We start from the raw sequence: 22,413 nt of genomic DNA, 5'->3' as shown, positions 1-22,413 counted from the left end.
GAGCTACTTACGGAGATTCCTCGTTCCTCGGAATGACAAATTTTGAGAACTATGTGTTAAAACAAATTCACAACAATTAAAATAATTTGGGTGTGTCCCTACGGGTCGGGCTTTCGGCTTTATCTTTTGCTCCATTTCATTTCGCAAAAGGATACCGCCTCTATCCCTCACACATCCGTTTTCATAAGAACAATTAAAATGAAAAAGATATTTATAATTAATGGTGGACAAAAATTTGCTCATTCAGGCGGACAATTCAACCAAACCGTTCAGGACTGGACAGTTGAATTTCTTTCAAAAAACAGCACATACGAAATCAAAACAACCCATATCGAAAATGAAATCGATCTTCAGGAAGAAGTAGAAAAATTCGTCTGGGCTGATTTAGTTATTTATCACACACCTATTTGGTGGTTTCAAATTCCTAACCTTTTCAAAAAATACATCGACGATGTTTTCACGCAGGGGCACAACAACGGAATTTACAAAAGCGACGGAAGAAGCCGCATAAATCCCGACATCAATTACGGAACCTGCGGACTTTTACACGGACGCAAGTACATGCTTACCACCAGCTGGAACGCACCTGCAACGGCTTTTACACTACCTGGTGAATTCTTCGACGAAACTTCTGTTGACGATGGCGTAATGTTTGGCTTCCACAAAATGAATAAATTCACGGGAATGGAAAAAGTAAACGGATTCCATTTTCATGATGTCGAAAAAGGCGCAACACCTGAAAATATTGTTATCTTTAAAAAAAATTACATTAATCATTTAAAAGAAATTTTTAAAACTTTATCATCATGATTTCAATTACTGCCATTTTCAAAGGTAAACCGGAACATAACGACCAAATTCAAAAGATGCTGCATCACCTCATTACCGAAACCAGAAAAGAAGAAGCCTGTGTTCGCTACGATTTACATACAGCCGAAAATGTATTTATCATTTGGGAAGAATGGAAAGACCAGCCGGGACTTGACATACACAATTCACAACCCTATTTAGCCGATTTTATTTCTCAAATCAGAGATCTCGTTTCAGACCCGATTCAGATTTACAGGACCTCTCAGATTTTATAAATATTATTCCTGCAAGGTTTCCAAAACCTTGTAGGTATGCTATAACCTCATAAAAGATAAACCTACAAGGTTTTGGAAACCTTGCAGGTCAAAACAAAACTTTATTTTATCCCTCCAAAAGCCCCGAAACACATATTCTTATGTAAAATTTCGACTTTCGAAAAACCTACTTTTTTCATCAAATCCAATTGATAATTCATAGATCTTGGCGAATCCTCTTTTTCAATATAATCCAAAACTTTCCGGCGGTACTCTGCCCCTCCTATTCCTTCTAAATAATCTCCATAGCGCTGCCACGTATATGCATTTAACAAATCTGTGTCTTGCGTGATCAGATCCGAAATCATCAAGCATCCACCTGGTTTTAATAATCTGTACAATTTAGCAAAAGTTGTCTCCCAATCATTATCATCACGTAAATGATGCAAAACAGCACCGGCCAAAATAATGTCAAAACTATTTTCCTCTAAATCTACTTCGCGAATATCGCCCTGTTTAATTTCAACCTGTCCGTTTGTTTCCTTCGAAACTCTTTCAAAAGCACGATCCAACATCGGCAAACTCAAATCGACCAAAGTACAGTTTAAATCCGGTACTTTAGCCAACATCATTAAAGTATAATTTCCGGCTCCACAGCCAATATCCAAAACATTCTTCGCATTAGGAACAATTCGTTTTGAAGCTTCTGTTATTAATTCTAAAGAAATAGTAGCGTCGATTGTTGCAACCTGTCCCGTTTCTAAATTTGAAAATCGTTCGACATCATTGTCAAATCGTTCTTTAATTTCTTCAATGGTTGATTTTTTCATGATCTTTATTTTTTTAATCTCTCACAGAACTCAGCAGATTGAGCGAATCTTTGTGCTATTATATGATCGGGAATTATTATGATTAAGATGATTTTTTCTAAAATTAATAATCTGCTGTCTCTGCTTAATCTGTGAGAGAATTATTTTTTCTTTTTCAAAACTACTTCTTTCATGAATACTTTAAAAATACTATTTTTATCAATTAACAATACCTAAAAAGTATCATGGAACTACGACACTTAAAATATTTCATTGCTGTAGCGGAAGAACTAAACTTCACCAAAGCCTCAGAAAAACTTTTTATTTCCCAACCTCCCTTAAGCCGGCAAATAGCGGAATTAGAAGAAGAACTTCAGGCAAAACTTTTTATTCGAAATAATAAAAAAGTAGAACTCACAGAAGCTGGAAGATACTTTAAAGAAGAAGTGACAATGCTTTTTCAGAATTTAGAGCGTATTTCTTTGAAAACAAAAAAGATAGCAGAGAATGTTTCGGGCGAATTCAGAATCGCTTATATCAGTTCGATTTATTCGTCTGTCATTTCCGATTTGATAAAACATCTTAAAGCACAGTTCCCATACGTAAATTTCAAACTTTTTGAAATTTCAACCACCAAGCAAATTGATGCTTTAGAACAGGGAAAAATCGAAATGGGAATTATCAGATCGCCCATTCATTCGCCCAAAATAAAATCGCATTTATGGTTTAAAGATGGATTTTCATTGGTTTACAATAAAAATAACGTTCAGATAAAATCAGAAAATGAGATTTTAAAACTGAAAGATGAAACATTTGTTTTTTTTAATAAAGATTACGCACCGCATTACCATGAAGTTTTACTGGAACTGTGTGCTTTTTATGGCTTTACACCGAAGATAATTCACGAAGCGAATAATATAAACTCGATTGTACAATTAGTCAAAAACGGATTAGGAATTTCGATTGTGCCTTCGAATATTGCAAAAAATAATCAGGATTTAGAAGTTGGTTTTATTGAATTGAAAAAAGTAAACCTATTTACAAATGTTTCTTTAATTACTTCAAAAGATGATCATTCTGAAATCACACAATCAGCTGTTGATTTTTTGTTAAATAGAAGTAATTCACGCTGAGATATTTTATAATTTAATCTCGCAAAGTCTCAGAGACGCAAAAATTTATTTATTAAAGGTAAAAAAATAAGTTTCACGCAGATTCAGCAGATCTGAACAGATTTACTTTTTTTAAATCATCTGCAGAATCTGTTTAAATCTTATAAAATCTGCGTGAAATAAAAACCTTGCGACTCTGCGTCTTTGCGAGAGACACATTCAGAATACATTCCCACCATAACAAAAATTCGTTACAAATTAGTACACTAATCCACATCATAAAAAGAGAACTTTTAAATACCTTAGCAAATTATAATTCCACTCAATAAAATTAATAAAAATGGCTGAACAATCTTCAATTCAGTGCCCAAACTGCGGAACTCCTATCGATGTAAATGATGTATTAAAACACCAGCTGGAAGATAGCATCCGCAAAGAATTTCAACAAAAAGCCAATATTCAAAACCGTGAATTAGAGCTTAAAAACGAACAATTCGAAAAAGCTAAAGCCGAATTTGAAGCGAAGAAAAAGCAGGAAAATGAACTTTTTGCCGAGCGTTTGGAGCGTGAAAAAAGAATCGCTGAAAAAGAAATTAGCGAAAAGCTGAAAACCAAACTCGAAGAAGAAAACAAAGACCGTTTGTTATTGATGGAAAAAGAACTTTCTGAAAAGTCTGAAAAAATCCGGGAACTGAATAAAATGGAAGGTGAAATTGCTAAACTACAGCGTGAAAAACTGGAAATGAAAGATGCTATTCAGGCCGAAGCCGAAAAGCAATTGAATGTGCAATTAGCCTTAGAGCGCGAAAAAATCAGAAAACAGGAAGACGATAAAAACGAATTGAAATTCAAAGAACTTCAGAAACAGCTCGAAGAACAAAAAAAGCTGACTGAAGAAATGAAACGAAAGCAGGAACAAGGTTCGATGCAATTGCAAGGCGAAGTAATGGAATTAGCCATAGAGGAATGGCTTGCCAATAATTTTCCTCTGGACAGTATTGACGAGATTAAAAAAGGTGCGAATGGAGCAGATTGCCTTCAGATTGTAAACACCAGAGAACAGCAAAACTGCGGTTCTATTTATTACGAAAGCAAACGTACCAAAGCGTTTCAACCCTCATGGATTGAAAAATTCAAAAACGATATCCGAACCAAAAGAGCCAATATTGGAGTTTTAGTTACCGAAGTAATGCCGGCCGGAATGGAACGAATGGGAATGCGTGACGGCATCTGGATTTGTACTTATGACGAGTTTAAAGGCTTGAGCGCTGTTCTGCGTCAGTCAGTTATTCAGGTGAGTCAGGCTGTTCAGGCGCAGGAAAACAAAGGCGATAAAATGTCGATGTTGTACGATTTCTTAACCAGCAACGAATTCCGTTTACAGATTGAAGGAATCGTAGAAGGTTTTACCCAAATGCAAAGTGATCTGGATGCCGAAAAAAGAGCGATGCAGCGAATTTGGAAACAACGTGAAAAACAAATAGAAAAAGTAGTTCACAACACTTTAGGAATGTACGGATCTATCCGCGGTATTGCCGGAAATGCCGTTCAGACCGTTCGTGCCCTAGAACTCGATTTTATTGAGGATGGTAATGAAGATCCTAAGGAATTAGAATAGTTATAAATCAGGAGCTTTTTGACACTATATCTTTTATGCTCTCGTCCCAAAAACGAGATCATAAAAGGATGTCGTTCCCATCTGGGTCAGGCTGTAATTTCTTAAGCCCCTTTAAACTATCAGAAGTATTATTTTTCCCAATTATAGTCCAATTTTCCATGTAGAATTGTTAAGAAATTTTGATTCTTATTTTTAACCAAAAACACAAACAATTCTTTTTCAAACCCTTATCTTTATTTTTTCACTAAAAACTTAACATTGGAAAACTTGTTTTATAGTTATCTTTACTTAACTATGAGTTAACAATTTATTTACATTTATAAAGATAATCCTTATTTAATGCCCGTATAATTATGGAAAACAAGACCGAAGAAACAAATGCTGAGAACATTGATTCTCCAAAAACTGAAAATATTCAGCCTGCAGCAGAAAACGAGAATACACCAGAAATAAAAAAGCCTGTCCGCAGAACACCTGTTAAGGCAACTCCTGCTGTAAAACCTACTAAAGCTGCAACAGTAAAATCGACTACAGCAAAAACACCGGTAAAACCAGCAGCAATAAAAAAAGTTCCTGCAAAAGATATAGTACCTGCAACGATACAAACAGAAGAAATAGCTGCAGAAGCAGTTACTGAAACAATTCTGGATACAAAAGAAGCTGCTGTTACTGAAACCTCAAAAGACAAATCTGATAAAAAGAAGAAAAAAGTGAAAGACAAAGAAAAAGACAAAGCCAAAAAGAAATTAGCTAAGAAAAAAGAGGAGGCTAAAAAAGACAAAAAGAAAGAAAAAGCTAAAAAAGCAAAACTAAAAGCGGCAGCCAAGAAAAAAGAAAAAGCGAAAAAAGCGAAAGAAAAAGCGAAAGCTAAAAAAATAGCCAAAAAGAAAGCGAAGTCTAAAAAGAAAGCAAAAGCTAAAAAGAAAAAATAATTTCAGAAGAAAGGTTTGACTTGAATAAAGTTGAACCTTTTTTATATTTTATAGGTTCAGTTTGTCATTCTGAGGAAAGAAGAATCTCAGCAAAGAAGATCGACAAAGTAAGGCTTAACGATACGTAATTCCAGTTAAAATATTACTCATAGAATTGAATAACAATACTTTAAAAAAAATTCAGCCCCCAATTGCAATCATACTTCGATTGTCAAAATGTTTGGCAGGATCATCCATTTCAGAAATAGTCACCATTCCGGCACGAACTTTCTTTTTATTTTGAACAGATTGAGAAATCAATTCTGTAATCGATTCCCCGTTTCTGAAAGCCGACAGCAAATCGGTTTCAGAATTAGAAAAAAGACAGTTTTTTATTTTGCCGTTTGCTGTTAGACGGATTCGGTTGCAGTTATCACAAAACGGATTTGTAATCGAACTTATGATTCCGAAATCTCCCTGAAAACCTTTGATTTTATAAGTTCTCGCCGTGAAGTTCTTTTCATCAATAAGCTTTTGAATTTTATCAAAAGTAAAAAAGGTTTCGACCTGAGATAAAATTTCATTTTGTGATACCATTTTGCTCCTGTCCCATTCGTTTCCGGCAAAAGGCATAAACTCAATAAAACGCACCGAAATGGGTAAGGACTCTGTTAAATTGATAAAGTCAACAATTTCATTATCATTAAAACCTTTCATTAAAACTACATTTACTTTCAACTGAAAATGATTATTCAACAGTAGATGTAGATTATCAATCACTTTCTCAAACTGATTTCGAAGTGTTATCGAATGAAATTTTGAAGCTGCCAAAGTATCAAGACTAAGGTTAATTTTTTTAATACCAACCTGTTTTAAAATATCAATATGCCGGTCTATTAAAATACCGTTGGTCGTGATTGAAAGTGAAACTTCTAAAGTTGATAATTTCGAAACAATTTCAGAAAAATCTTTTCTTAGCAAGGGTTCGCCTCCCGTCAGCCTGATTTTATCGACACCATTTTCTACGAAAGTCCGGGCAATTGCAAAAATCTCATCGGCCGTCATTAAACCGGCTTTTGGAGACAGCGCAATTCCGTCAGCAGGCATGCAATACGTACAACGCAAATTGCATTTCTCCAGCAACGAAATACGCAAATAATGGTGTTTTCGCCCAAAGTCATCCGTTAAAATGGTCTTAGAGGGAGTCATGATTTTTTCCTTTTAAAATATGAAAAACGTGCATCACATGCGGAAAAATAGCATCCATTGATTCTCTTGCTCCGTTTGTAGAACCAGGTAAGGCCAAAACCAGGCTTTTTCCTAATGTTCCTGCCACTGTTCTGGACAACATGGCATACGGCATGCGCTGTTGACCGTAATCACGAATCGCTTCTTCAATTCCCGGAATTCTGCTTTCTAATATCGGCGAAAGTGCTTCGGGTGTTACATCCCTTGGCGACAATCCGGTTCCGCCTGTAAAAATAACCAGCTGATTCTCTTTGGCGAAAGCCTTCGTTCTTTCCTGAATAATTTCTAATTCATCCGGAATAACTTCGTAATGAGATGTTTCAACTCCGTACGAGTCTAACTTTTCTACAATGATTTTTCCGGATCGGTCTTCTTTATCACCGGCAAATATAGAGTCGGAACAAACAAAAACCGCTGCTTTTATCACATACGGAAATTTATTTTTGAAAGATGATTTTCCGCCTTCTTTATTGATTAATTTGATGGTCGAAATTTCTATTTCCTTGTCGATTGGTTTTAGCATATCGTACATCGTAAGCGCTACAATTGAAGCTCCATGCATCGCTTCTACCTCTACGCCGGTTTTGTAAACGGTTTTTACATTAAAGATAATCTGAATCGTTAAATGCTCAATTTTATATTCAACCGACGTATATTCAATTGGTAATGGATGACAATCCGGAATCGATAAATGCGTGTTTTTCACCGCAAATAATCCGGCTGTTTTGGCCATTTCGAGTACATTCCCTTTTGGAACCAGATTATTGACCACCGCATCAATCGTTTCTTGCTTGCTTACTTTGACAATCGCAGTGGCTGTTGCTTTTCGTAAGGTGTTTGTTTTATGCGTAATATCTACCATTTTAGGTGTTTTGTTTCCAGGTGAATGTATCGTTTTCAAACATTTCCTTACCAAAAATCGGAACATCTGTTTTGATCCAGTTTACAATAGCTTCTGTTGCTTCATAAACCTGTTTTCTGCGTGTTGCCGATACAAATACAAACAGACAGATCTCTCCTGCTTTTACTACACCTAAACTATGATAAATGTGCATGCAGGTCAAATCGAATTTGGCAAATGCTTTTTCACGAATTGTATGCAGGGCTTCGTTTGCCATATCAGTATAAGCCGAATAATCAATGGCCACAACCGTATTGTCATGGATTACATCTGCGCGAACCTGACCCAGAAAAATATTGTGTGCCCCAATGGTATGTTTGGATTGATGCTTGGCAATTGACTCCGCAATAAATTCCGGAGAAATTGATCCTTCTACAAATACATTTTTACTCATTTTTTTTATTTTTATATCAAAGATTTCACAGATTAAAAGTTTTATTTGCTACAAATTATACGAATTTTCACTACTTAATTCTACAAAAAGAATAATCGCGATATTGTCATTTCGACGGAGGAGAAATCCTCATAAGAAACTCTACAAAGATTGACGCCATTCTATACCGAGTTACTTGTGAAGATTCTTCGTTCCTCAGAATGACAAACTGTGCAGACAATTGTGTCTTTTAATCTTTGACTATATTTTTATTTCTTTTTTTAATAATTCTTTTATTGCCAACGCACCTCCAACAACACTTTTCACATCTTTAAACTCTTTCTTCTGAAACAATTCAACAGCCATTTTGCTTCGAATTCCGGATTGGCAGAAAACATAAATCGTTTGATCTGCATTCAGTTTTTGTATTTCATTTTCCAGATTCGATAACGGAATCTGAAGGCTATTTTTAAAAGCTATTTTTGGAAGTTCATCTTCATTACGAACATCTAAAAACAAGACTTCTTGATTATCTATTTGACCTAAAGCTGCTTCGGCTGAAATCTCTTCGACAGTATTTTCTTTCTGAGAATATTTCTCTTCAAAAGTATTTCTGTCCATTACAAAAGAATCACTTTTTTCAAAATCATATTTCTGCTGTTCATTATTGAGTATATTATAAACCAATATCTTTCCGCTTAAAACTTCTCCCGTTTCCAAAATCATTTTTATGACTTCATTGGCCTGCAACATTCCAATAATTCCAACAGAGATTCCGATAACTCCCGCATCCGTACAATTTACAGACGAACTGTTTTCATCAGGATATAAACATCTGTAGGTTGAACCATTTTGATAATTAAAAACCGAAACCTGCCCCTGAAACCTGAAAATTGATCCGTAAACCATTGGTTTATTTGTAATCAGACAGGCATCATTGATCAGGTATTTTATTTGAAGATTATCCGTTGCATCCACAACAATATCATATTTTTCGAATAAAGTAATAGCATTTTCACCGGAAAGTTTTTCAGCAATAGCGTTTACTTTAACATCGGGATTTAATGCTTCTATCATGGCTTTGGCTTCCTCAACCTTGTATTTTCCGACAGATGAACTTTTGTAAATCACCTGACGCTGTAAATTTGAAACTTCCACAACATCATCATCCACGATTCCGATTTCACCAACTCCGGCAGCGGCCAGATAAGGCAATATGGCAGCCCCCAGGCCTCCGGCACCAATAATTAAAACTTTGGATTTTAATAATTTGTACTGCCCTGTTTCTCCAATTTCGGGAAGCATTATTTGTCGGTTATAACGTGAAGATGGATTCATAAATTGTAAATTATCCTCCGGCAAAAGGAGGCAATAAAGCGACAACATCACTTGTTGTCAAAGCATAATCTGTTCCTTTTGAAACTATTTTCTGATTGACTGCAACACTAAATGATAACGACTCAAACTTGTATTTTTCTTCTAAATCCTGCAATAAATCCTGCAGGGAAATATTCGAAGTAAGCACATTTTCAAAAGCACATTTTGTTTTTTCGGCAACAGCTCCAAAATATTTAACTTCAATCATTATTATAAATTTAAATTCTGAAATATAAATTCATCTTCAAAATGTTCCTGAAAATAAGAAGTTAGTTTTGACGTATTTTTTACCACTTCACCAATTACAATAATGGCCGGTGATGAAATATTTTTTTCTGCGACTAATTTAGTAATTGAGCTAATGTTTCCCACTACCTTTTGTTCTGAATTTTTAGTTCCGTTCTGAATAATAGCTATCGGAAGGTCATCGGTACGATTGGTTTTATAAATAGCAACAATTTCGTTTAATTTATGCATTCCCATCAAAATCACTACCGTTGCAGCCGATTTTGAAGCCAAATGTACATCTTTTGACAATTCATGACTGGAAGTTGTACCTGTAATCACCCAGAAACTCTCCGCTACTTTTCGTTGTGTCAGACTGATTCCCACTGAAGCCGGAACTCCCAATGCTGATGAAATACCAGGAACCACAGCAGTTTCCAGACCAAATTTCTCTGCAAATTCAATTTCTTCACTTCCACGCCCAAAAACAAACGGATCTCCGCCTTTTAAACGAACGACATGTCCGTAACGATTTGCCATCGAAACAATCAATTCGTTAATTTGATCCTGTGTGTAAGCATGGCATCCTAAGCGTTTCCCCACAAAAACAATCTCTGCCTTAGTCGCATATTGCAATAATTCTTCGTTAACTAAAGCATCATACAAAACTACATCGGCATTTTCTAACGCTTTAATTGCTTTCAGCGTAATCAATTCAACATCTCCCGGGCCTGCGCCTACTACTGTTAACTTTGGTGTTTTGGAGTTTTGCATAATCTATTAACTTAAATTGATATTCAGGTCGTTTAATTCGTCGGCCGAATTAATATTGGTTAAAGGAGTGTTTTCGCTTTCTTCTATTTTTATCATCTGATGCGGCACTTTCGAGATAAATTCCATCATTTTCAGTTCATTATTGTCAATCACTTCTTTTATAACCGGAACTATTTTTTTCGAATAAATTCCGATTAAAGGATGAATTCTGCTTTCAGTCGCAAAAACAGTAATTTGAGCTTCCTGATTGTGTTTTGAAATTAATTCAGTTAGCAATTCCGAAGAAATTAACGGAATATCACAACTTAGAATCAGGTTAAATTCGGTTTCAGAATTTTCCAGTGCTGTATAAATCCCACCCAAAGGCCCTTTATCTTTCACTATATCAGCAGACTTCTTGTATGGCAAATAATCGTATTCCTTAGTATTTGTTATGAACTCAATTTTTTCTGTAACCGGTAAAACAGCCTGAATTATATGCTCAATAAATGGTTTTCCCTGAAACAGAACCAATCCTTTCTCAGACTTCATACGGGAACTTTTCCCTCCACAAAGAATAAATGCTGTTAGTTTTTCCATCTTTAATTTATTTTGTTTACATCGTCTTTTAGGCTTTCAGCCTCAAGTCAGGTTTCAGGTTTAAAGTTTGATGTTTTGCCAATCTTTCTTTTTATAAAAATAGAAACCTCTTGTTTCTGAGTGTTTAATTCTTCTTTTTACGGAAAAATCAATTTTATACTTGCCATCAAAATCACCGTTCCTAATACAATTTTTAAGGTCTTGTTCGAAAAATAACCGCTTCCGTAAAATCCGCCTAACATTCCGCCTACCACTGCAATCGGAACCAGATAAAAACTTTCTATCGGAATAATTTTTCCTCCCAAAAGAAATCCTAACATCCCTGCAAATGAATTTACAAATATGAACAGGCTCGAAATAGCAGCCGATTCTTTTACCGAAGCCCATCCCAGGAACAATAAAACCGGACTTAAAATAATACCACCGCCAATTCCCAGCATTCCAGATAACAAACCGATTACAAATCCGATTGCTAATGCAAAAGGTAATTTGATCTGAACAGCTTCTTTTTCCTTAAAATTAAATATTCCGAACAGTCTCAGAGCTGCAAACACCAGTACAATTCCTAAAATAAATTTATAAATTGTATTATCCAACGTGATGAATCCGCCAATAAAAGCTGCCGGTACAGAAGCGATCGCAAACGGATAAAAGAGTTTTGTTTTGAAATAATTCATTCTGTAATAAAACAAAAACGAAATACTCGAAACAAACAAATTCAGCAACAACGCCGAAGGTTTCATAATCGCCACCGGAAAAGCAAAAATGGTCATTAAAGCCAAATAACCCGATGCCCCGCCATGTCCTACACTGGCATATAAAAAAGCAATCACAATCAATGCGAAGCTGAATAAAATTATATTTTCGGAAGTAAGTAAATTCATTTAGTGTCAGGTTTTCTTTGTTTCTCGTTACGCTATATGTTTTTTTTTTACATACTGCGTTTTAAAACTGAAATTCTTTATTCTAATCAATCGGCAATAATGTTACCAACTGCTCTTTTTTAAGGTTCTCAACATCATTCGGTACAATTAATAAACAATTTGCTGTTGCAAAAGTGTTGAGCATTGCTGAACTCTGACCGTCTAAAACCGTTACATGGGTTTCGTCATACAAGGCTTTTAAGAACAATGTTTTACCAGATGTATTTGAAATTCCGGCATTTAATTTTCGGACTAATTTTGGTAAATGAATGTCCGAAAATCCCATTCGGTTTCGGATTGCCGGATACACATACACATAAAAATTAGTCAGTGAAGAAGCCGGATTTCCTGGTAAAGCAAAAACTAAAGTATCTTTTTTAGATCCAAAAAACATTGGTTTGCCTGGTTTTTGGTTGATTTTATAAAAGAGTTCTTGTACACCATTTTTCAGTAAAGCTTCTTTTACAAAATCATAATCCCCAACTGAAATACCACCTGAAATTAAAACCATATCGTATTTTTCCAGCATAATTTTTAATACCTTCTTCGTTGCCTTAAGATTGTCTTTTACCTTAAAAACCTTTGTTTTCTTTATGCCTATCGTTTGAAGCGCAGCCTCCAGCATCACTGAATTGCTTTCGTAAATTTTACCTTTTGGCAATTTCTTACCGGGTTCTCCCAATTCGTTTCCGGTTATCAAAATAGCAACTTTTGGCTTTTTGTAAACGGTAATTTCTGTAATTCCCAAACAAGCTAGAAAACCAATAGCTGCAGGTGTAATTAACGTATTTGATTCAAAAACTACTTCACCTTTATTGATCTGCTCCCCTTTTGCACGAACATTTGCATATCGCTCAGGCATTTGGGCAATTAAAATCGAATTTTCATTCGCCATAACATGTTCCTGCATTACCACTGTATCGGCATTATCCGGAACAAAAGCTCCTGTAAAAATTCTTACTGCTTCATTCCCTTTCAGTTTTATATTAGAATGATCTCCAGCTTGTAAGCTGCTTACCACATCATACTGATGTTTTATACTGTGGATGAAAGCATAACCATCCATTGCCGACTGGCGAAAAGGCGGCATTGCAATTGGCGAATAAACCGTTTCTGCTATCACATATCCTAGTGCTTTTCTCACTGCTATTCTTTGCAATGGCATTTTTGAACTGTTTTCAGCTACAATCGTTAAGGCTTCAGTTACTTGTATCATTTTTACAAAATATAAAACTAAGTATAAATACTTAATACAAATATAAGTATTTTTTACTAGTAGGATTAAAAAATTTAATTTATTTTTCTATTTATAAAATTACTCTAATTTATTTAAAATCATGGTTTAATTTGAATCTAGTTTTTGGTTTAAAATTCTGTTTTTTGAATACCAGCAGATACTTTTCAGTCATATTTGACGTCTTCTATTATTAAAATTGATAAATAATAAAGAATAAACTAAGTATAAAATACTACATTTCAATATCGTCTAAAATATATTTTTAACATTTATTTTAATTAACAAAAAAGCATAAAGCACTAATAAACAATTAATTAAAACAAAAGTTATTTCTTCAAATCATATTTATTTAATTATTACTCAAAAAAAATCAACAAATTTTTGGATTTTATTATATTAAAATTAACTTTGTCTATAGAATTAGTAGAGTTTAAAATTGTATTTAAAACCATAAAAAACTATATTTTGAAAACAGCCGAAAGCATAGCGTATTACAATCTTCAAAAAAAATATACTTATAACACTAGATGTTGTATGTGCTTCTGTTGTTAAACCTTACAGCAATAATCCTCTGTTTATAGTCAACTCTTCAAGAACAAACTGACTTTAAACAAATCTTATAAAAATTACTGGTAAATCTTACTGAACATTCCATAATCTTATTTGATGCAACAAATTTGTATCGAAAACGCTATTGAAACTATACCTGTTAACTAAGAAAAATGAAATAAAAAATAAAAACTAAAAACAATAAAATGAAAAAGATGCGCAACAGCTGCTGTAAATAAACAAAAAAGCCATTTCTGCGGCAACAGAAATGGCGAGGCTTAAAGAAAATTTATCGCTAAATAAAGGAAACACGAGAGAGTTGAAAAATCAACTTTCAGGACTCCTTGTTAATTACTTAAACCAATACAAAGAAATGAAAAAAAATATAAATGTTTACACATTATTATTTTTCCTGTTTTTAACATCAGGAATAAATGCACAAAATACAACACCTCTTATACAGTCTAAACTAGACGGAACGGTAGTAGATGATATTACAAACCAGCCCATTATTGGAGCTTCAGTTATTATTAAAGGAACAACACACGGAGTTCAGACAGATACTGAAGGGAAATTTTATTTTCAGACTGGTCAGAAATTACCTTATACTTTAATCATAACCTATATCGGATATAAAAAAACTGAAATTATTGTCGACAAAAATCCTGTCACTATCAGTTTAAAAGAAGAACGCCAGGAACTTGACGAATTAGTTGTTGTAGGTTATGGAACTCAAAAAAGAAAAGACATTACCGGTTCTGTAGCTTCTGTACCAAAAGCAAATTTATCTCAGGTAACTTCATCAGCAGATAATCTGTTGCGAGGCGCAGTTGCCGGAGTGGTAGTAACACAGAGTTCCGGACGTCCAGGCGCTTCTTCAAGCGTACGTATTCGTGGAGGAAACTCCATAACTGCAGGTAATGAACCTTTGTATGTAGTTGATGGAATCCTTATTTACAATGACAATAATAATGGTTCTGCCGGAATAGCAAATGCCGGAGCCAGCATAAATGTTTTGTCAACTATTAACCCTGTTGATATTGAATCTATCGAAGTCTTAAAAGATGCTTCTGCGACTGCAATTTATGGTTCACGTGGTGCAAATGGTGTTGTTATTATTACCACTAAAAAAGGAATAAAAGGACAAGATAATATTTCTTACCAGGGTTATTTTGGGTTTCAGAATGTTTCTAAAAAACTTCATGTTATGAATGCCAGCCAATGGGCAAGTTTACGAAATGATGTACAGGCAAGTATTGGTCAGGCTCCATCTTTTTCTGCAGCACAGATAGAAGCATTTAAAACTTCCGGAAGCTACGACTGGCAGGATGCAGCTTTTAGAAGGGCTGCTCCGGTTCAAAATCATCAATTGTCATTTTCAGGCGGAGACGAAAGATCAAGATATGCGGTTTCTGCAGGATATTTTGATCAGGAAGGTACTGTTTTGGGATCTGATTTTAGACGTATCTCTCTTCGTATCAATTACGAAAGAAACTATTCTCAAAACTTTAAATTTGGTATTAATGCCAATTATAGTAACTCACTTTCTAATGGTATAGCAAATAACGGAAGCGGCGGAAGAAATCCAAACCCTTTGGTTAGTGTTTTGTTAACTGCTCCTGTAGTGCCAATTAGAAATGAAAACCGAAGTTATAACGTAACTAACAATCCATATGCAACTTCTGTTAACGGTTTTGTTCCAAACCCTATTAATGATTTGGAAAATACAATTAACGAAACTAAAATCAACAGGATTCTAACAAGCTTATTTGGTGAATATAAAATCACTAAAAAACTGACTGCTAAAGTGGCTGTAAGCGGTGACGTAATCAATACAAAACAAAACTATTATGCCCCTGCCAATACATCAAATGGTGCAGGAACAAAAGGTTCAGCTTCAGTTGGAGACAGATTAGTAAGTTCTGTTTTAAATGAAAATACGCTGAACTACAATAGCAACTTTGGTGAAAACCATAAATTCTCGGCTTTGGGAGGTTATACACTTCAATATACGCAAGGAGAAGTTGTAAATGCCGGTGCTAATACGTTTGTAAATGATGCTAATACTTATAATGCTTTACAAGATGGTGTAGCAGTAAAACCATATAGTGACGCCTACGAAAGTGTTTTAAAATCCTGGCTTGCAAGAGTTAATTATTCTTATAAAGGAAAATACAACTTTACACTTTCTGCCCGTGCCGACGGATCTTCAAGATTTGGTTCTGAATCACGCTGGGGTTATTTCCCGTCAGCAGGTTTCTCATGGAATATTACAGATGAAGAATTTGCAAACAATATCAAAGGTGTAACTGAGGCAAAACTTAGAATTACTGCCGGAACAACAGGAAATCAGGAAATTGGAAACTATCTGGCGTTAGCTCAAATGGGTTCTGTAAACTATTCTTTTGGCGGAACATTATACACAGGACTTGCTCCTACCCGATTATCAAATACGGATTTGAAATGGGAAAAAACAACACAGTATAATGTTGGTTTGGATTTATCATTATTTGAAAGAAAAATCAATTTTGTTTTTGATGTGTATTACAAAAAAACAAACGATTTGTTAATCAGCGTTCCGGTGCCGCTTACTTCCGGATATGCAAGTGTACTTCAAAATATCGGAGGTGTTGAAAATAAAGGTATTGAGATTGGTTTAAATACAGAAAACCTAAAAACAGAAAATTTCTCATGGAATTCGAACCTTGTTTTTTCTGCTAACAGAAACAAAGTGGTAGCAATTGGAAACGGAGTCAATCAGTTTTTTCCAGTAGTTCCAAACGGATCTTTATTGCAGCAGCAGCCTGTTACGGTAAAAGTTGGCCTGCCATTAGGAACTTTCTGGGGATATAGAACAAACGGAGTTTTTCAGACTCAGCAAGAAGTCAACACACAGCCAAAAATCAACAGTTTAGCCAACACAAAAGTAGGAGACAGAAAATATGTTGATACAAACGGAGACGGTGTAATTACAGCTCTTGACAAAGGCAATTTAGGTTCTTCACAGCCAAAATTTGTTGGAAGTTTCAGCAATACCTTTTCATACAATGATTTCGATTTAAATTTCTCTTTTCAAGGATCATACGGTGCAAAAATCTTCAATGCTTTAAATCAGCAGTTAGAAATTTCAACTCTTGGAACAAATGCAAATGTGACTTTAGAAGATCGCTGGACACCTACAAATCCAAGTAATGAAATTCCGAGAGCATCCAGTTCTCCGTTAGGAATAGTTTCTGAACGATATGTAGAAGATGCTTCTTTCCTGAGGCTAAAACTGATTACTTTAGGATATACATTGCCTAAAAGCATTTCTAAAAAATTAGGAACAAAGAGTGTTAAGTTTTATGTATCTGCTGAAAACTTAATTACATGGACAAAATACACTGGATATGATCCTGAGGTAAGTTCATATGAACAAAACAACTTATATCCGGGAATTGATTTTGGTTCTTATCCAAACTCAAAAACATTCATCTCGGGCCTGAATATAACTTTCTAAGTAAAAAAATATATCAAAATGAAAAAGATTATAATAACATTCCTTTTAAGTGCCGGACTATTTGTATCGTGCACGGACCTGGAGGTAACACCAACCTCTTTTGTAACCGAAGATAATTACTTTATAAGCCAAGACGATGCTGTTGCGAGTGTAACTGCGGTTTATGCTTCTTTAAGCCTTGATCCGGGAGAGCAGAGTTTATTCGGGAGAAACTTGTATTTCTTAACAGATATGGGTTCTGATTATGCTGCGGCCGGAGTTTCTGCAACAAACCCTCAAGTTAGAGCAATGAGCAGTTTAACGCATGACGCTACAAATGACCGTGTACAAGTGGCGTGGAGACAAATTTATGCAGGAATCAACAGAGCCAATGTTTCTATTGATAATATCCCAAAAGTATCTGGATCTGAAGTTATAAAAACAAGATTAATTAACGAAGCAAAGTTTATCCGCGGATTACTGTATTTTCAGGCTGTTCGTATTTGGGGCGGTGTTCCAATTGTTTTACACGAACCAACTTCTATTCAATTAGAAAGTTTAAAATCAAGAAGAGCAACTGTAGACGAAGTTTATGCGCAGATTATTAAAGATCTTACAGATGCAGAAAGTTTACCAGCATCTTATACAACTGCTGATGCCGGACGCGCCACTTCCGGAGCTGCAAAAGCGATTTTAGCCAAAGTATATTTAACCCGAAAAGATTGGGCAAATGCTATTTTGAAAGCCAGAGAAGTTATCAACGGTGGATATGGTTATGCTTTATTCGAAAACTTTCAGGATATTTTCACGAAAACAAAAAAGAACGGAAAAGAGCATATTTTCTCAGTTCAGTTTGAGCCAAACCAGGCAGGAAACGGTTCTAGCGGAAGCACATTTCAATCTACTTCATTTACCGGATTTACGGCTACAGAACCTGCAGATATTATCTCAGATGTAGCTTTGTTTTATGATATTTATGAAACTGGAGATACTCGCAGAGATGTAAGTTATGCTAAACAATTGCTTAACCCAACTACAGGAACGCTTTATACTTTTCCTAAACCAATTTTCAAAAAATATCTGGATTTAACCAATTTGGCAACACCGTCAAACGTAGCGATCAATTTTCCTTTAATTCGTTATGCAGATATTTTATTGTCTTTGGCGGAAGCCATAAATGAGCAAGGTGCGCCAACTGCAGAAGCCTATGAATTGATTAACCAAGTAAGAAGAAGAGCTTACGGAAAACCAATTACAACGCCAGACGCAACTGTAGATTTAGTTGGATTAAACCAAACCACTTTTAGAGCTGCGATTCAGGAAGAACGTAAAAAAGAGTTTGTTCAGGAAGGACAACGCTGGTTTGACTTAGTTCGTTGGGGAACTCTAGTTACTGAAGTGAAAAAAGTAACCGCTAAAAACTCGGTTTCAGAAAGAAACAATTTATATCCAATTCCGCAAAGCGAAAGAAATATTGATCCGGTAGGATTACCACAAAATCCAGGTTATTAATAAAATGATAAAAAAACTGTTCATCCTTGCCCTCTTGGTTGTTGCACAATCTCACCTATTTGCACAGAAAAAGCAACCTAACATCATCGTCATTTTGGCAGATGATTTAGGTTTCTCAGATATTGGTGCTTTTGGCTCAGAAATTAAAACTCCAAATTTGGATAAGCTTGCCAAAAACGGGCTTATTTTAAATCAGTTTTACAATGCAGGACGTTGCTGTCCTTCACGGGCTTCGTTACTGACTGGTTTGTATTCGCATCAGGCAGGTATTGGAGATATGGTTCAGGACAAGGGGTTTCCTGCTTACCAGGGCTATTTAAACGAACATTGCATCACGATTGGACAGGCACTCAAACAGGCTGGTTACACTACTATCGTATCGGGAAAATGGCACGTTGGTTTGGTTCCGTCAGCCTGGGCGGTTAATAGAGGGTTCGATGATTCTTTTACTTTACAAAACAATGGGAGCAGTTATTTTAACTCAGAACCTTTATATAATGACGGAAGAACGGTTACTTTTTTGAAAGGAGATCAGGAAATCATCCGAACAGACAAATCTACTTATCTGACTCAGGAAATAACCCAATTTGCGATTAATTCTTTAGAAAAACATCGCCATGAACAAAAGCCTTTTTTCCTGTATGTTGCTTATAATGCACCGCATTGGCCTATTCAGGCATTGCCAGAAGATATTGCTAAATACAAAGGCAAATATCTTGAAGGCTGGGATAAGCTGAGAGCAAGTCGTTTTGAGAAATTAAAACAGCAAGGCATTATTGATAAAAACTGGAAATTATCCAATCGTTTTGAAAAAGTGCCCGACTGGGAAAAATTAAGTGTAGAAGAAAAAGATAAATGGGACACCCGCATGGCAATTTACGCCGCCATGATTGACCGAATGGATGCGGGAATTGGAGAAATTCTGCAAAAAGTAAAATCTCTGGGTGAAGAAAATAATACAATTATTCTTTTTCTTTCTGATAATGGCGGTAGTGCAGATGATGTAAAAAACTGGAATTATGTGATACAAAAAAATGGAACACAAGGTTCCGCTGCATCGATCGATAGTTATGAGAGCCCTTGGGGAAATGTGAGCAACACGCCATTTCAATTATTCAAAAAGAACACTCATGAAGGAGGCATTGCTTCGCCTTTTATTGCCTATTATCCAAAACACATTAAGGCTGGCACATTAAGTAATAGAGTAACCCATCTGATTGATATTTTCCCGACTTGTCTAGAGTATGCTGGTTTTGAATATCCGAATTCTTTTCAGGGAAAAAAACTCACACCATTAGAAGGTATTAGTTTAAAAAGGGAATTTGAAGGGCAAAAATCTGATCTACATGAAGCCTTGTTTTGGGAACATGAAGGCAGTAAAGCAGTACGAAAAGGACAATGGAAAGCAGTAGCCGAAAACAATCAGCCCTGGGAATTGTACAATCTCGCAGATGACCGAACCGAAACAAAGAACCTGGCAAAATCAGAGCCAAAACTGCTGCAACATTTAATTGAATTACATCAAAAATGGTCAGCAAAAGTTGGCGTAAAAGACTGGAATGTAATAAAATAAACAACCTTTTTTTTCTAATTGATGACTTCATAATTTGCTTAAAAATTATACTAAATATATAGAATTAATAAATATTTTAAAACATATAAAATGAAAAAGGACAGTACAATCAAAAGTCCAACAAGAGGGCTTATAATTACAGCATTGCTGGCTGCTCAGTTTGGCTTTGCACAAGAAAATCAAAATGCAGATTTTAAAGGAGTTGTTGGTAAAACATTGGCCGATTCTAAAGAATATTGGCCAGAGCCTGTAACCGCTCCAAAAGAGGCTCCAAATATTGTTTGGATATTATTGGATGACGTTGGATTTGGAGCTTCAGGCACTTTTGGAGGTTTAATCAATACACCAACTTTTGACAATCTGGCAAATAATGGTTTACGTTATACAAACTTCCATACGACAGCGATTTGTGCCCCTACCCGAGCCGCTTTACTAACGGGAAGAAACTCAGGAAGAGTTCACGTAAGCGGATTTTCCCATACCATTCTATCGGCTGGTTTCCCAGGTTGGGATGGCAGAATTCCTTCTGATAAAGGAACAATTGCAGAGATTTTACGTGACAACGGTTACAACACTTTTGCAGTTGGAAAATACGGAGTTACTCCAGATGAAGACGCTACAGATGCAGGACCATTTGACAGATGGCCAACTGGAAAAGGTTTCGATCATTTCTACGGATTCCTTGGTTCTCAAACAGATCAATACAATCCTGATTTAGTGGAAGATCAGGCGCATGTGAAACCAGACGGACGTCACTTAAATGAATTAATTACAGATAAAGCAATCAGCTACATTCAAAAACAACAAAAAGCGGCACCTGGAAAACCATTCTTTTTATACTATGCGCCAGGAGCTGTTCATGCACCTCATCAGGTTGCTGAAAAATGGATCGAGCCTTACAAAGGAAAATTTGACGAAGGCTGGGATGTTTACCGTGAAAAAGTATTAGCTAATCAAAAGAAATTAGGGATATTTCCTCAAAATGCTGGATTGCCAGAACGCAACGCTTTAATCACAGATTGGAAAAAATTAACTCCGGACCAAAAGAAAGTTTATGCGAGATTCATGGAAGTTTATGCTGGATTCCTGACGTATACTGATTACGAAATTGGAAGAGTTGTTGATTATTTAAAACAAAGCGGACAATTGGATAACACTTTAATCTTTGTTGCAATTGGTGATAACGGAGCAAGTAAAGAAGGAACTTTACAAGGAACAATTAATCAAAGTTTATTTTCTCAAGGAAAAACAGAAGCAGAAAATCTTCAAAGCAATTTGAACAATATTGGTGAAATTGGAACAGCAAAAGGTTTAAACACGAATTATCCGTTAGGATGGGCGCAGGCAACAAACGTTCCTTTTAAAAACTGGAAACAAGATGCACATTCTGAAGGTGGAACTCGTAACCCGTTAATTGTTTTTTATCCAAATGGAATTAAAGACAAAGGCGGAATCAGAAATCAATACAGCCACGTAACCGATTTACTGCCAACAACTTTAGAAATTGCAGGAATCAAAGCTCCGGAATATATCAAAGGAATTAAACAAGATATTATTCAGGGATCTTCTTTCCAGGCTTCTTTAGACAATCCAAAAGCAGAATCTTTGCACAAAGTTCAGTATTACTATATCTTCGGAAACAGAGCTATTTATAAAGATGGATGGAAAGCGGCTGCGGCACACTTACCAGATTCATTTGCTGTAAAACAATCATTAGGTAAAAACGCAAAACCAGTTGCAAGCAATTTTGATACTGATGTTTGGGAATTATACAACTTAAACGAAGATTTTAATGAACGTAATAATCTGGCGAAAAAATATCCTGAAAAACTAGCTGAACTTCAAAAATTATTTGAGGAACAAGCAAAAGAAAACAATGTTTATCCATTGATTGACTGGCAGGATGTTTACAACAGAAGAATTCATAATACTGGTGCCGATAAAGGAAAAACAGTTTCTGACTTGATCAAACAAGCAACTAAACCAGGCGCAACCCATAACTAATTACAGAACCTGCAAGGTTTCCAAAACCTTGTAGGTTTCAAATCTTATACATAAAAAACACCTACAAGGTTTGTGAAAACGTTGCAGGAAATAAAACGAAGAATTATGAAACGAGTAGATTATGAAATTATAGGAAAAAAGATTCT

At 35.5% G+C, this 22,413-nt stretch carries 19 protein-coding genes; 9 read left to right on the top strand and 10 right to left on the bottom strand.

The features are described from left to right. Positions 1–198: 198 nt before the first annotated feature. Positions 199–810: an NAD(P)H-dependent oxidoreductase gene (locus tag ACNC7R_RS08190; protein WP_417940445.1), complete on the top strand. Its 612-nt coding sequence runs from the start codon at positions 199–201 to the stop codon at positions 808–810. Further along, positions 807–1,085: a putative quinol monooxygenase gene (locus ACNC7R_RS08185; protein WP_417940444.1), complete on the top strand. Its 279-nt coding sequence runs from the start codon at positions 807–809 to the stop codon at positions 1,083–1,085. The genes ACNC7R_RS08190 and ACNC7R_RS08185 overlap by 4 nt, the downstream gene beginning before the upstream one ends. A gap of 101 nt (positions 1,086–1,186) precedes the next feature. Here ACNC7R_RS08185 and ACNC7R_RS08180 read toward each other — a convergent pair whose 3' ends face one another. Continuing rightward, a complete protein-coding gene (locus tag ACNC7R_RS08180) occupies positions 1,187–1,894 on the bottom strand; it encodes a class I SAM-dependent methyltransferase (RefSeq protein ID WP_417940443.1) in 708 nt (235 codons plus the stop codon). A gap of 224 nt (positions 1,895–2,118) precedes the next feature. Here ACNC7R_RS08180 and ACNC7R_RS08175 point away from each other — a divergent pair, with 224 nt between their 5' ends. From ACNC7R_RS08175 to ACNC7R_RS08165, 3 genes are all read left to right on the top strand, one after another. Beyond that, positions 2,119–3,006 (top strand): LysR family transcriptional regulator, encoded by an 888-nt coding sequence (locus tag ACNC7R_RS08175; RefSeq protein ID WP_417940441.1) that lies wholly within the window; start codon positions 2,119–2,121, stop codon positions 3,004–3,006. A 319-nt stretch (positions 3,007–3,325) separates the two neighbouring features. Then, positions 3,326–4,603: a DUF2130 domain-containing protein gene (locus ACNC7R_RS08170; protein WP_417940440.1), complete on the top strand. Its 1,278-nt coding sequence runs from the start codon at positions 3,326–3,328 to the stop codon at positions 4,601–4,603. 353 nt (positions 4,604–4,956) lie between these two features. Then, the gene (locus ACNC7R_RS08165) at positions 4,957–5,535 is read left to right on the top strand and encodes a hypothetical protein (protein WP_417940439.1); all 579 of its coding nucleotides are present in this window, start codon (positions 4,957–4,959) and stop codon (positions 5,533–5,535) included. 180 nt (positions 5,536–5,715) lie between these two features. On the opposite strand, the gene moaA is transcribed toward ACNC7R_RS08165, so the two are convergent. From moaA to glp, 9 genes are all read right to left on the bottom strand, one after another. After that, complete coding sequence (gene moaA / locus ACNC7R_RS08160) at positions 5,716–6,723, bottom strand: GTP 3',8-cyclase MoaA (RefSeq protein WP_417940438.1); 1,008 nt, start codon at positions 6,721–6,723, stop codon at positions 5,716–5,718. Continuing rightward, on the bottom strand, positions 6,710–7,624 hold the full coding sequence (moaCB, locus tag ACNC7R_RS08155) for a bifunctional molybdenum cofactor biosynthesis protein MoaC/MoaB (RefSeq protein WP_417940437.1): 915 nt from the start codon (positions 7,622–7,624) through the stop codon (positions 6,710–6,712). Before moaCB ends, moaA begins: the two co-directional genes overlap by 14 nt. A gap of 1 nt (position 7,625) precedes the next feature. Then, entirely contained in the window at positions 7,626–8,057 is a 432-nt protein-coding gene (locus tag ACNC7R_RS08150; RefSeq protein WP_417940436.1) for a molybdenum cofactor biosynthesis protein MoaE, read from the bottom strand. A 240-nt stretch (positions 8,058–8,297) separates the two neighbouring features. Next, positions 8,298–9,374 (bottom strand): molybdopterin-synthase adenylyltransferase MoeB, encoded by a 1,077-nt coding sequence (gene moeB / locus ACNC7R_RS08145; RefSeq protein WP_417940435.1) that lies wholly within the window; start codon positions 9,372–9,374, stop codon positions 8,298–8,300. 10 nt (positions 9,375–9,384) lie between these two features. Further along, positions 9,385–9,621: a MoaD/ThiS family protein gene (locus tag ACNC7R_RS08140; RefSeq protein WP_417940434.1), complete on the bottom strand. Its 237-nt coding sequence runs from the start codon at positions 9,619–9,621 to the stop codon at positions 9,385–9,387. Positions 9,622–9,623: 2 nt separating this feature from the next. Further along, on the bottom strand, positions 9,624–10,412 hold the full coding sequence (cobA, locus tag ACNC7R_RS08135) for a uroporphyrinogen-III C-methyltransferase (protein WP_417940433.1): 789 nt from the start codon (positions 10,410–10,412) through the stop codon (positions 9,624–9,626). A gap of 6 nt (positions 10,413–10,418) precedes the next feature. Further along, positions 10,419–10,991: a molybdenum cofactor guanylyltransferase gene (locus ACNC7R_RS08130; RefSeq protein WP_417940432.1), complete on the bottom strand. Its 573-nt coding sequence runs from the start codon at positions 10,989–10,991 to the stop codon at positions 10,419–10,421. A 137-nt stretch (positions 10,992–11,128) separates the two neighbouring features. Continuing rightward, positions 11,129–11,875: a sulfite exporter TauE/SafE family protein gene (locus ACNC7R_RS08125; protein ID WP_417940431.1), complete on the bottom strand. Its 747-nt coding sequence runs from the start codon at positions 11,873–11,875 to the stop codon at positions 11,129–11,131. 82 nt (positions 11,876–11,957) lie between these two features. Continuing rightward, positions 11,958–13,130: a gephyrin-like molybdotransferase Glp gene (gene glp, locus ACNC7R_RS08120; protein ID WP_417940430.1), complete on the bottom strand. Its 1,173-nt coding sequence runs from the start codon at positions 13,128–13,130 to the stop codon at positions 11,958–11,960. A 943-nt stretch (positions 13,131–14,073) separates the two neighbouring features. Here glp and ACNC7R_RS08115 point away from each other — a divergent pair. From ACNC7R_RS08115 to ACNC7R_RS08100, 4 genes are all read left to right on the top strand, one after another. Then, the gene (locus tag ACNC7R_RS08115; protein ID WP_417940429.1) at positions 14,074–17,199 is read left to right on the top strand and encodes a SusC/RagA family TonB-linked outer membrane protein; all 3,126 of its coding nucleotides are present in this window, start codon (positions 14,074–14,076) and stop codon (positions 17,197–17,199) included. Positions 17,200–17,217: 18 nt separating this feature from the next. After that, positions 17,218–18,690, top strand: a complete 1,473-nt coding sequence (locus tag ACNC7R_RS08110; protein WP_417940428.1) for a RagB/SusD family nutrient uptake outer membrane protein — start codon at positions 17,218–17,220, stop codon at positions 18,688–18,690. Between the two features lie 4 nt (positions 18,691–18,694). Beyond that, a complete protein-coding gene (locus ACNC7R_RS08105) occupies positions 18,695–20,263 on the top strand; it encodes an arylsulfatase (protein ID WP_417940427.1) in 1,569 nt (522 codons plus the stop codon). Positions 20,264–20,353: 90 nt separating this feature from the next. Beyond that, positions 20,354–22,267, top strand: coding sequence for an arylsulfatase (locus ACNC7R_RS08100; RefSeq protein WP_417940426.1), 1,914 nt, complete (start codon positions 20,354–20,356; stop codon positions 22,265–22,267). The last annotated feature ends 146 nt before the right edge of the window (positions 22,268–22,413 follow it).

This window comes from Flavobacterium adiutor (genome assembly GCF_048282555.1).
GTDB lineage: Bacteria > Bacteroidota > Bacteroidia > Flavobacteriales > Flavobacteriaceae > Flavobacterium.
This window is presented reverse-complemented; position numbering and strand designations above follow the sequence as displayed.

Excerpts from the sequence above, each read along its gene's own strand:
- ACNC7R_RS08110 (WP_417940428.1), top strand. The coding sequence starts at position 17,218 with ATGAAAAAGATTATAATAACATTCCTTTTAAGTGCCGGACTATTTGTA.
- ACNC7R_RS08105 (WP_417940427.1), top strand. The coding sequence starts at position 18,695 with ATGATAAAAAAACTGTTCATCCTTGCCCTCTTGGTTGTTGCACAATCT.
- moaA (WP_417940438.1), bottom strand. The coding sequence starts at position 6,723 with ATGACTCCCTCTAAGACCATTTTAACGGATGACTTTGGGCGAAAACAC.
- ACNC7R_RS08165 (WP_417940439.1), top strand. The coding sequence starts at position 4,957 with ATGGAAAACAAGACCGAAGAAACAAATGCTGAGAACATTGATTCTCCA.
- ACNC7R_RS08150 (WP_417940436.1), bottom strand. The coding sequence starts at position 8,057 with ATGAGTAAAAATGTATTTGTAGAAGGATCAATTTCTCCGGAATTTATT.
- ACNC7R_RS08175 (WP_417940441.1), top strand. The coding sequence starts at position 2,119 with ATGGAACTACGACACTTAAAATATTTCATTGCTGTAGCGGAAGAACTA.
- ACNC7R_RS08180 (WP_417940443.1), bottom strand. The coding sequence starts at position 1,894 with ATGAAAAAATCAACCATTGAAGAAATTAAAGAACGATTTGACAATGAT.
- glp (WP_417940430.1), bottom strand. The coding sequence starts at position 13,130 with ATGATACAAGTAACTGAAGCCTTAACGATTGTAGCTGAAAACAGTTCA.
- ACNC7R_RS08140 (WP_417940434.1), bottom strand. The coding sequence starts at position 9,621 with ATGATTGAAGTTAAATATTTTGGAGCTGTTGCCGAAAAAACAAAATGT.
- moaCB (WP_417940437.1), bottom strand. The coding sequence starts at position 7,624 with ATGGTAGATATTACGCATAAAACAAACACCTTACGAAAAGCAACAGCC.
- moeB (WP_417940435.1), bottom strand. The coding sequence starts at position 9,374 with ATGAATCCATCTTCACGTTATAACCGACAAATAATGCTTCCCGAAATT.
- cobA (WP_417940433.1), bottom strand. The coding sequence starts at position 10,412 with ATGCAAAACTCCAAAACACCAAAGTTAACAGTAGTAGGCGCAGGCCCG.
- ACNC7R_RS08125 (WP_417940431.1), bottom strand. The coding sequence starts at position 11,875 with ATGAATTTACTTACTTCCGAAAATATAATTTTATTCAGCTTCGCATTG.
- ACNC7R_RS08185 (WP_417940444.1), top strand. The coding sequence starts at position 807 with ATGATTTCAATTACTGCCATTTTCAAAGGTAAACCGGAACATAACGAC.
- ACNC7R_RS08190 (WP_417940445.1), top strand. The coding sequence starts at position 199 with ATGAAAAAGATATTTATAATTAATGGTGGACAAAAATTTGCTCATTCA.
- ACNC7R_RS08100 (WP_417940426.1), top strand. The coding sequence starts at position 20,354 with ATGAAAAAGGACAGTACAATCAAAAGTCCAACAAGAGGGCTTATAATT.
- ACNC7R_RS08130 (WP_417940432.1), bottom strand. The coding sequence starts at position 10,991 with ATGGAAAAACTAACAGCATTTATTCTTTGTGGAGGGAAAAGTTCCCGT.
- ACNC7R_RS08170 (WP_417940440.1), top strand. The coding sequence starts at position 3,326 with ATGGCTGAACAATCTTCAATTCAGTGCCCAAACTGCGGAACTCCTATC.
- ACNC7R_RS08115 (WP_417940429.1), top strand. The coding sequence starts at position 14,074 with ATGAAAAAAAATATAAATGTTTACACATTATTATTTTTCCTGTTTTTA.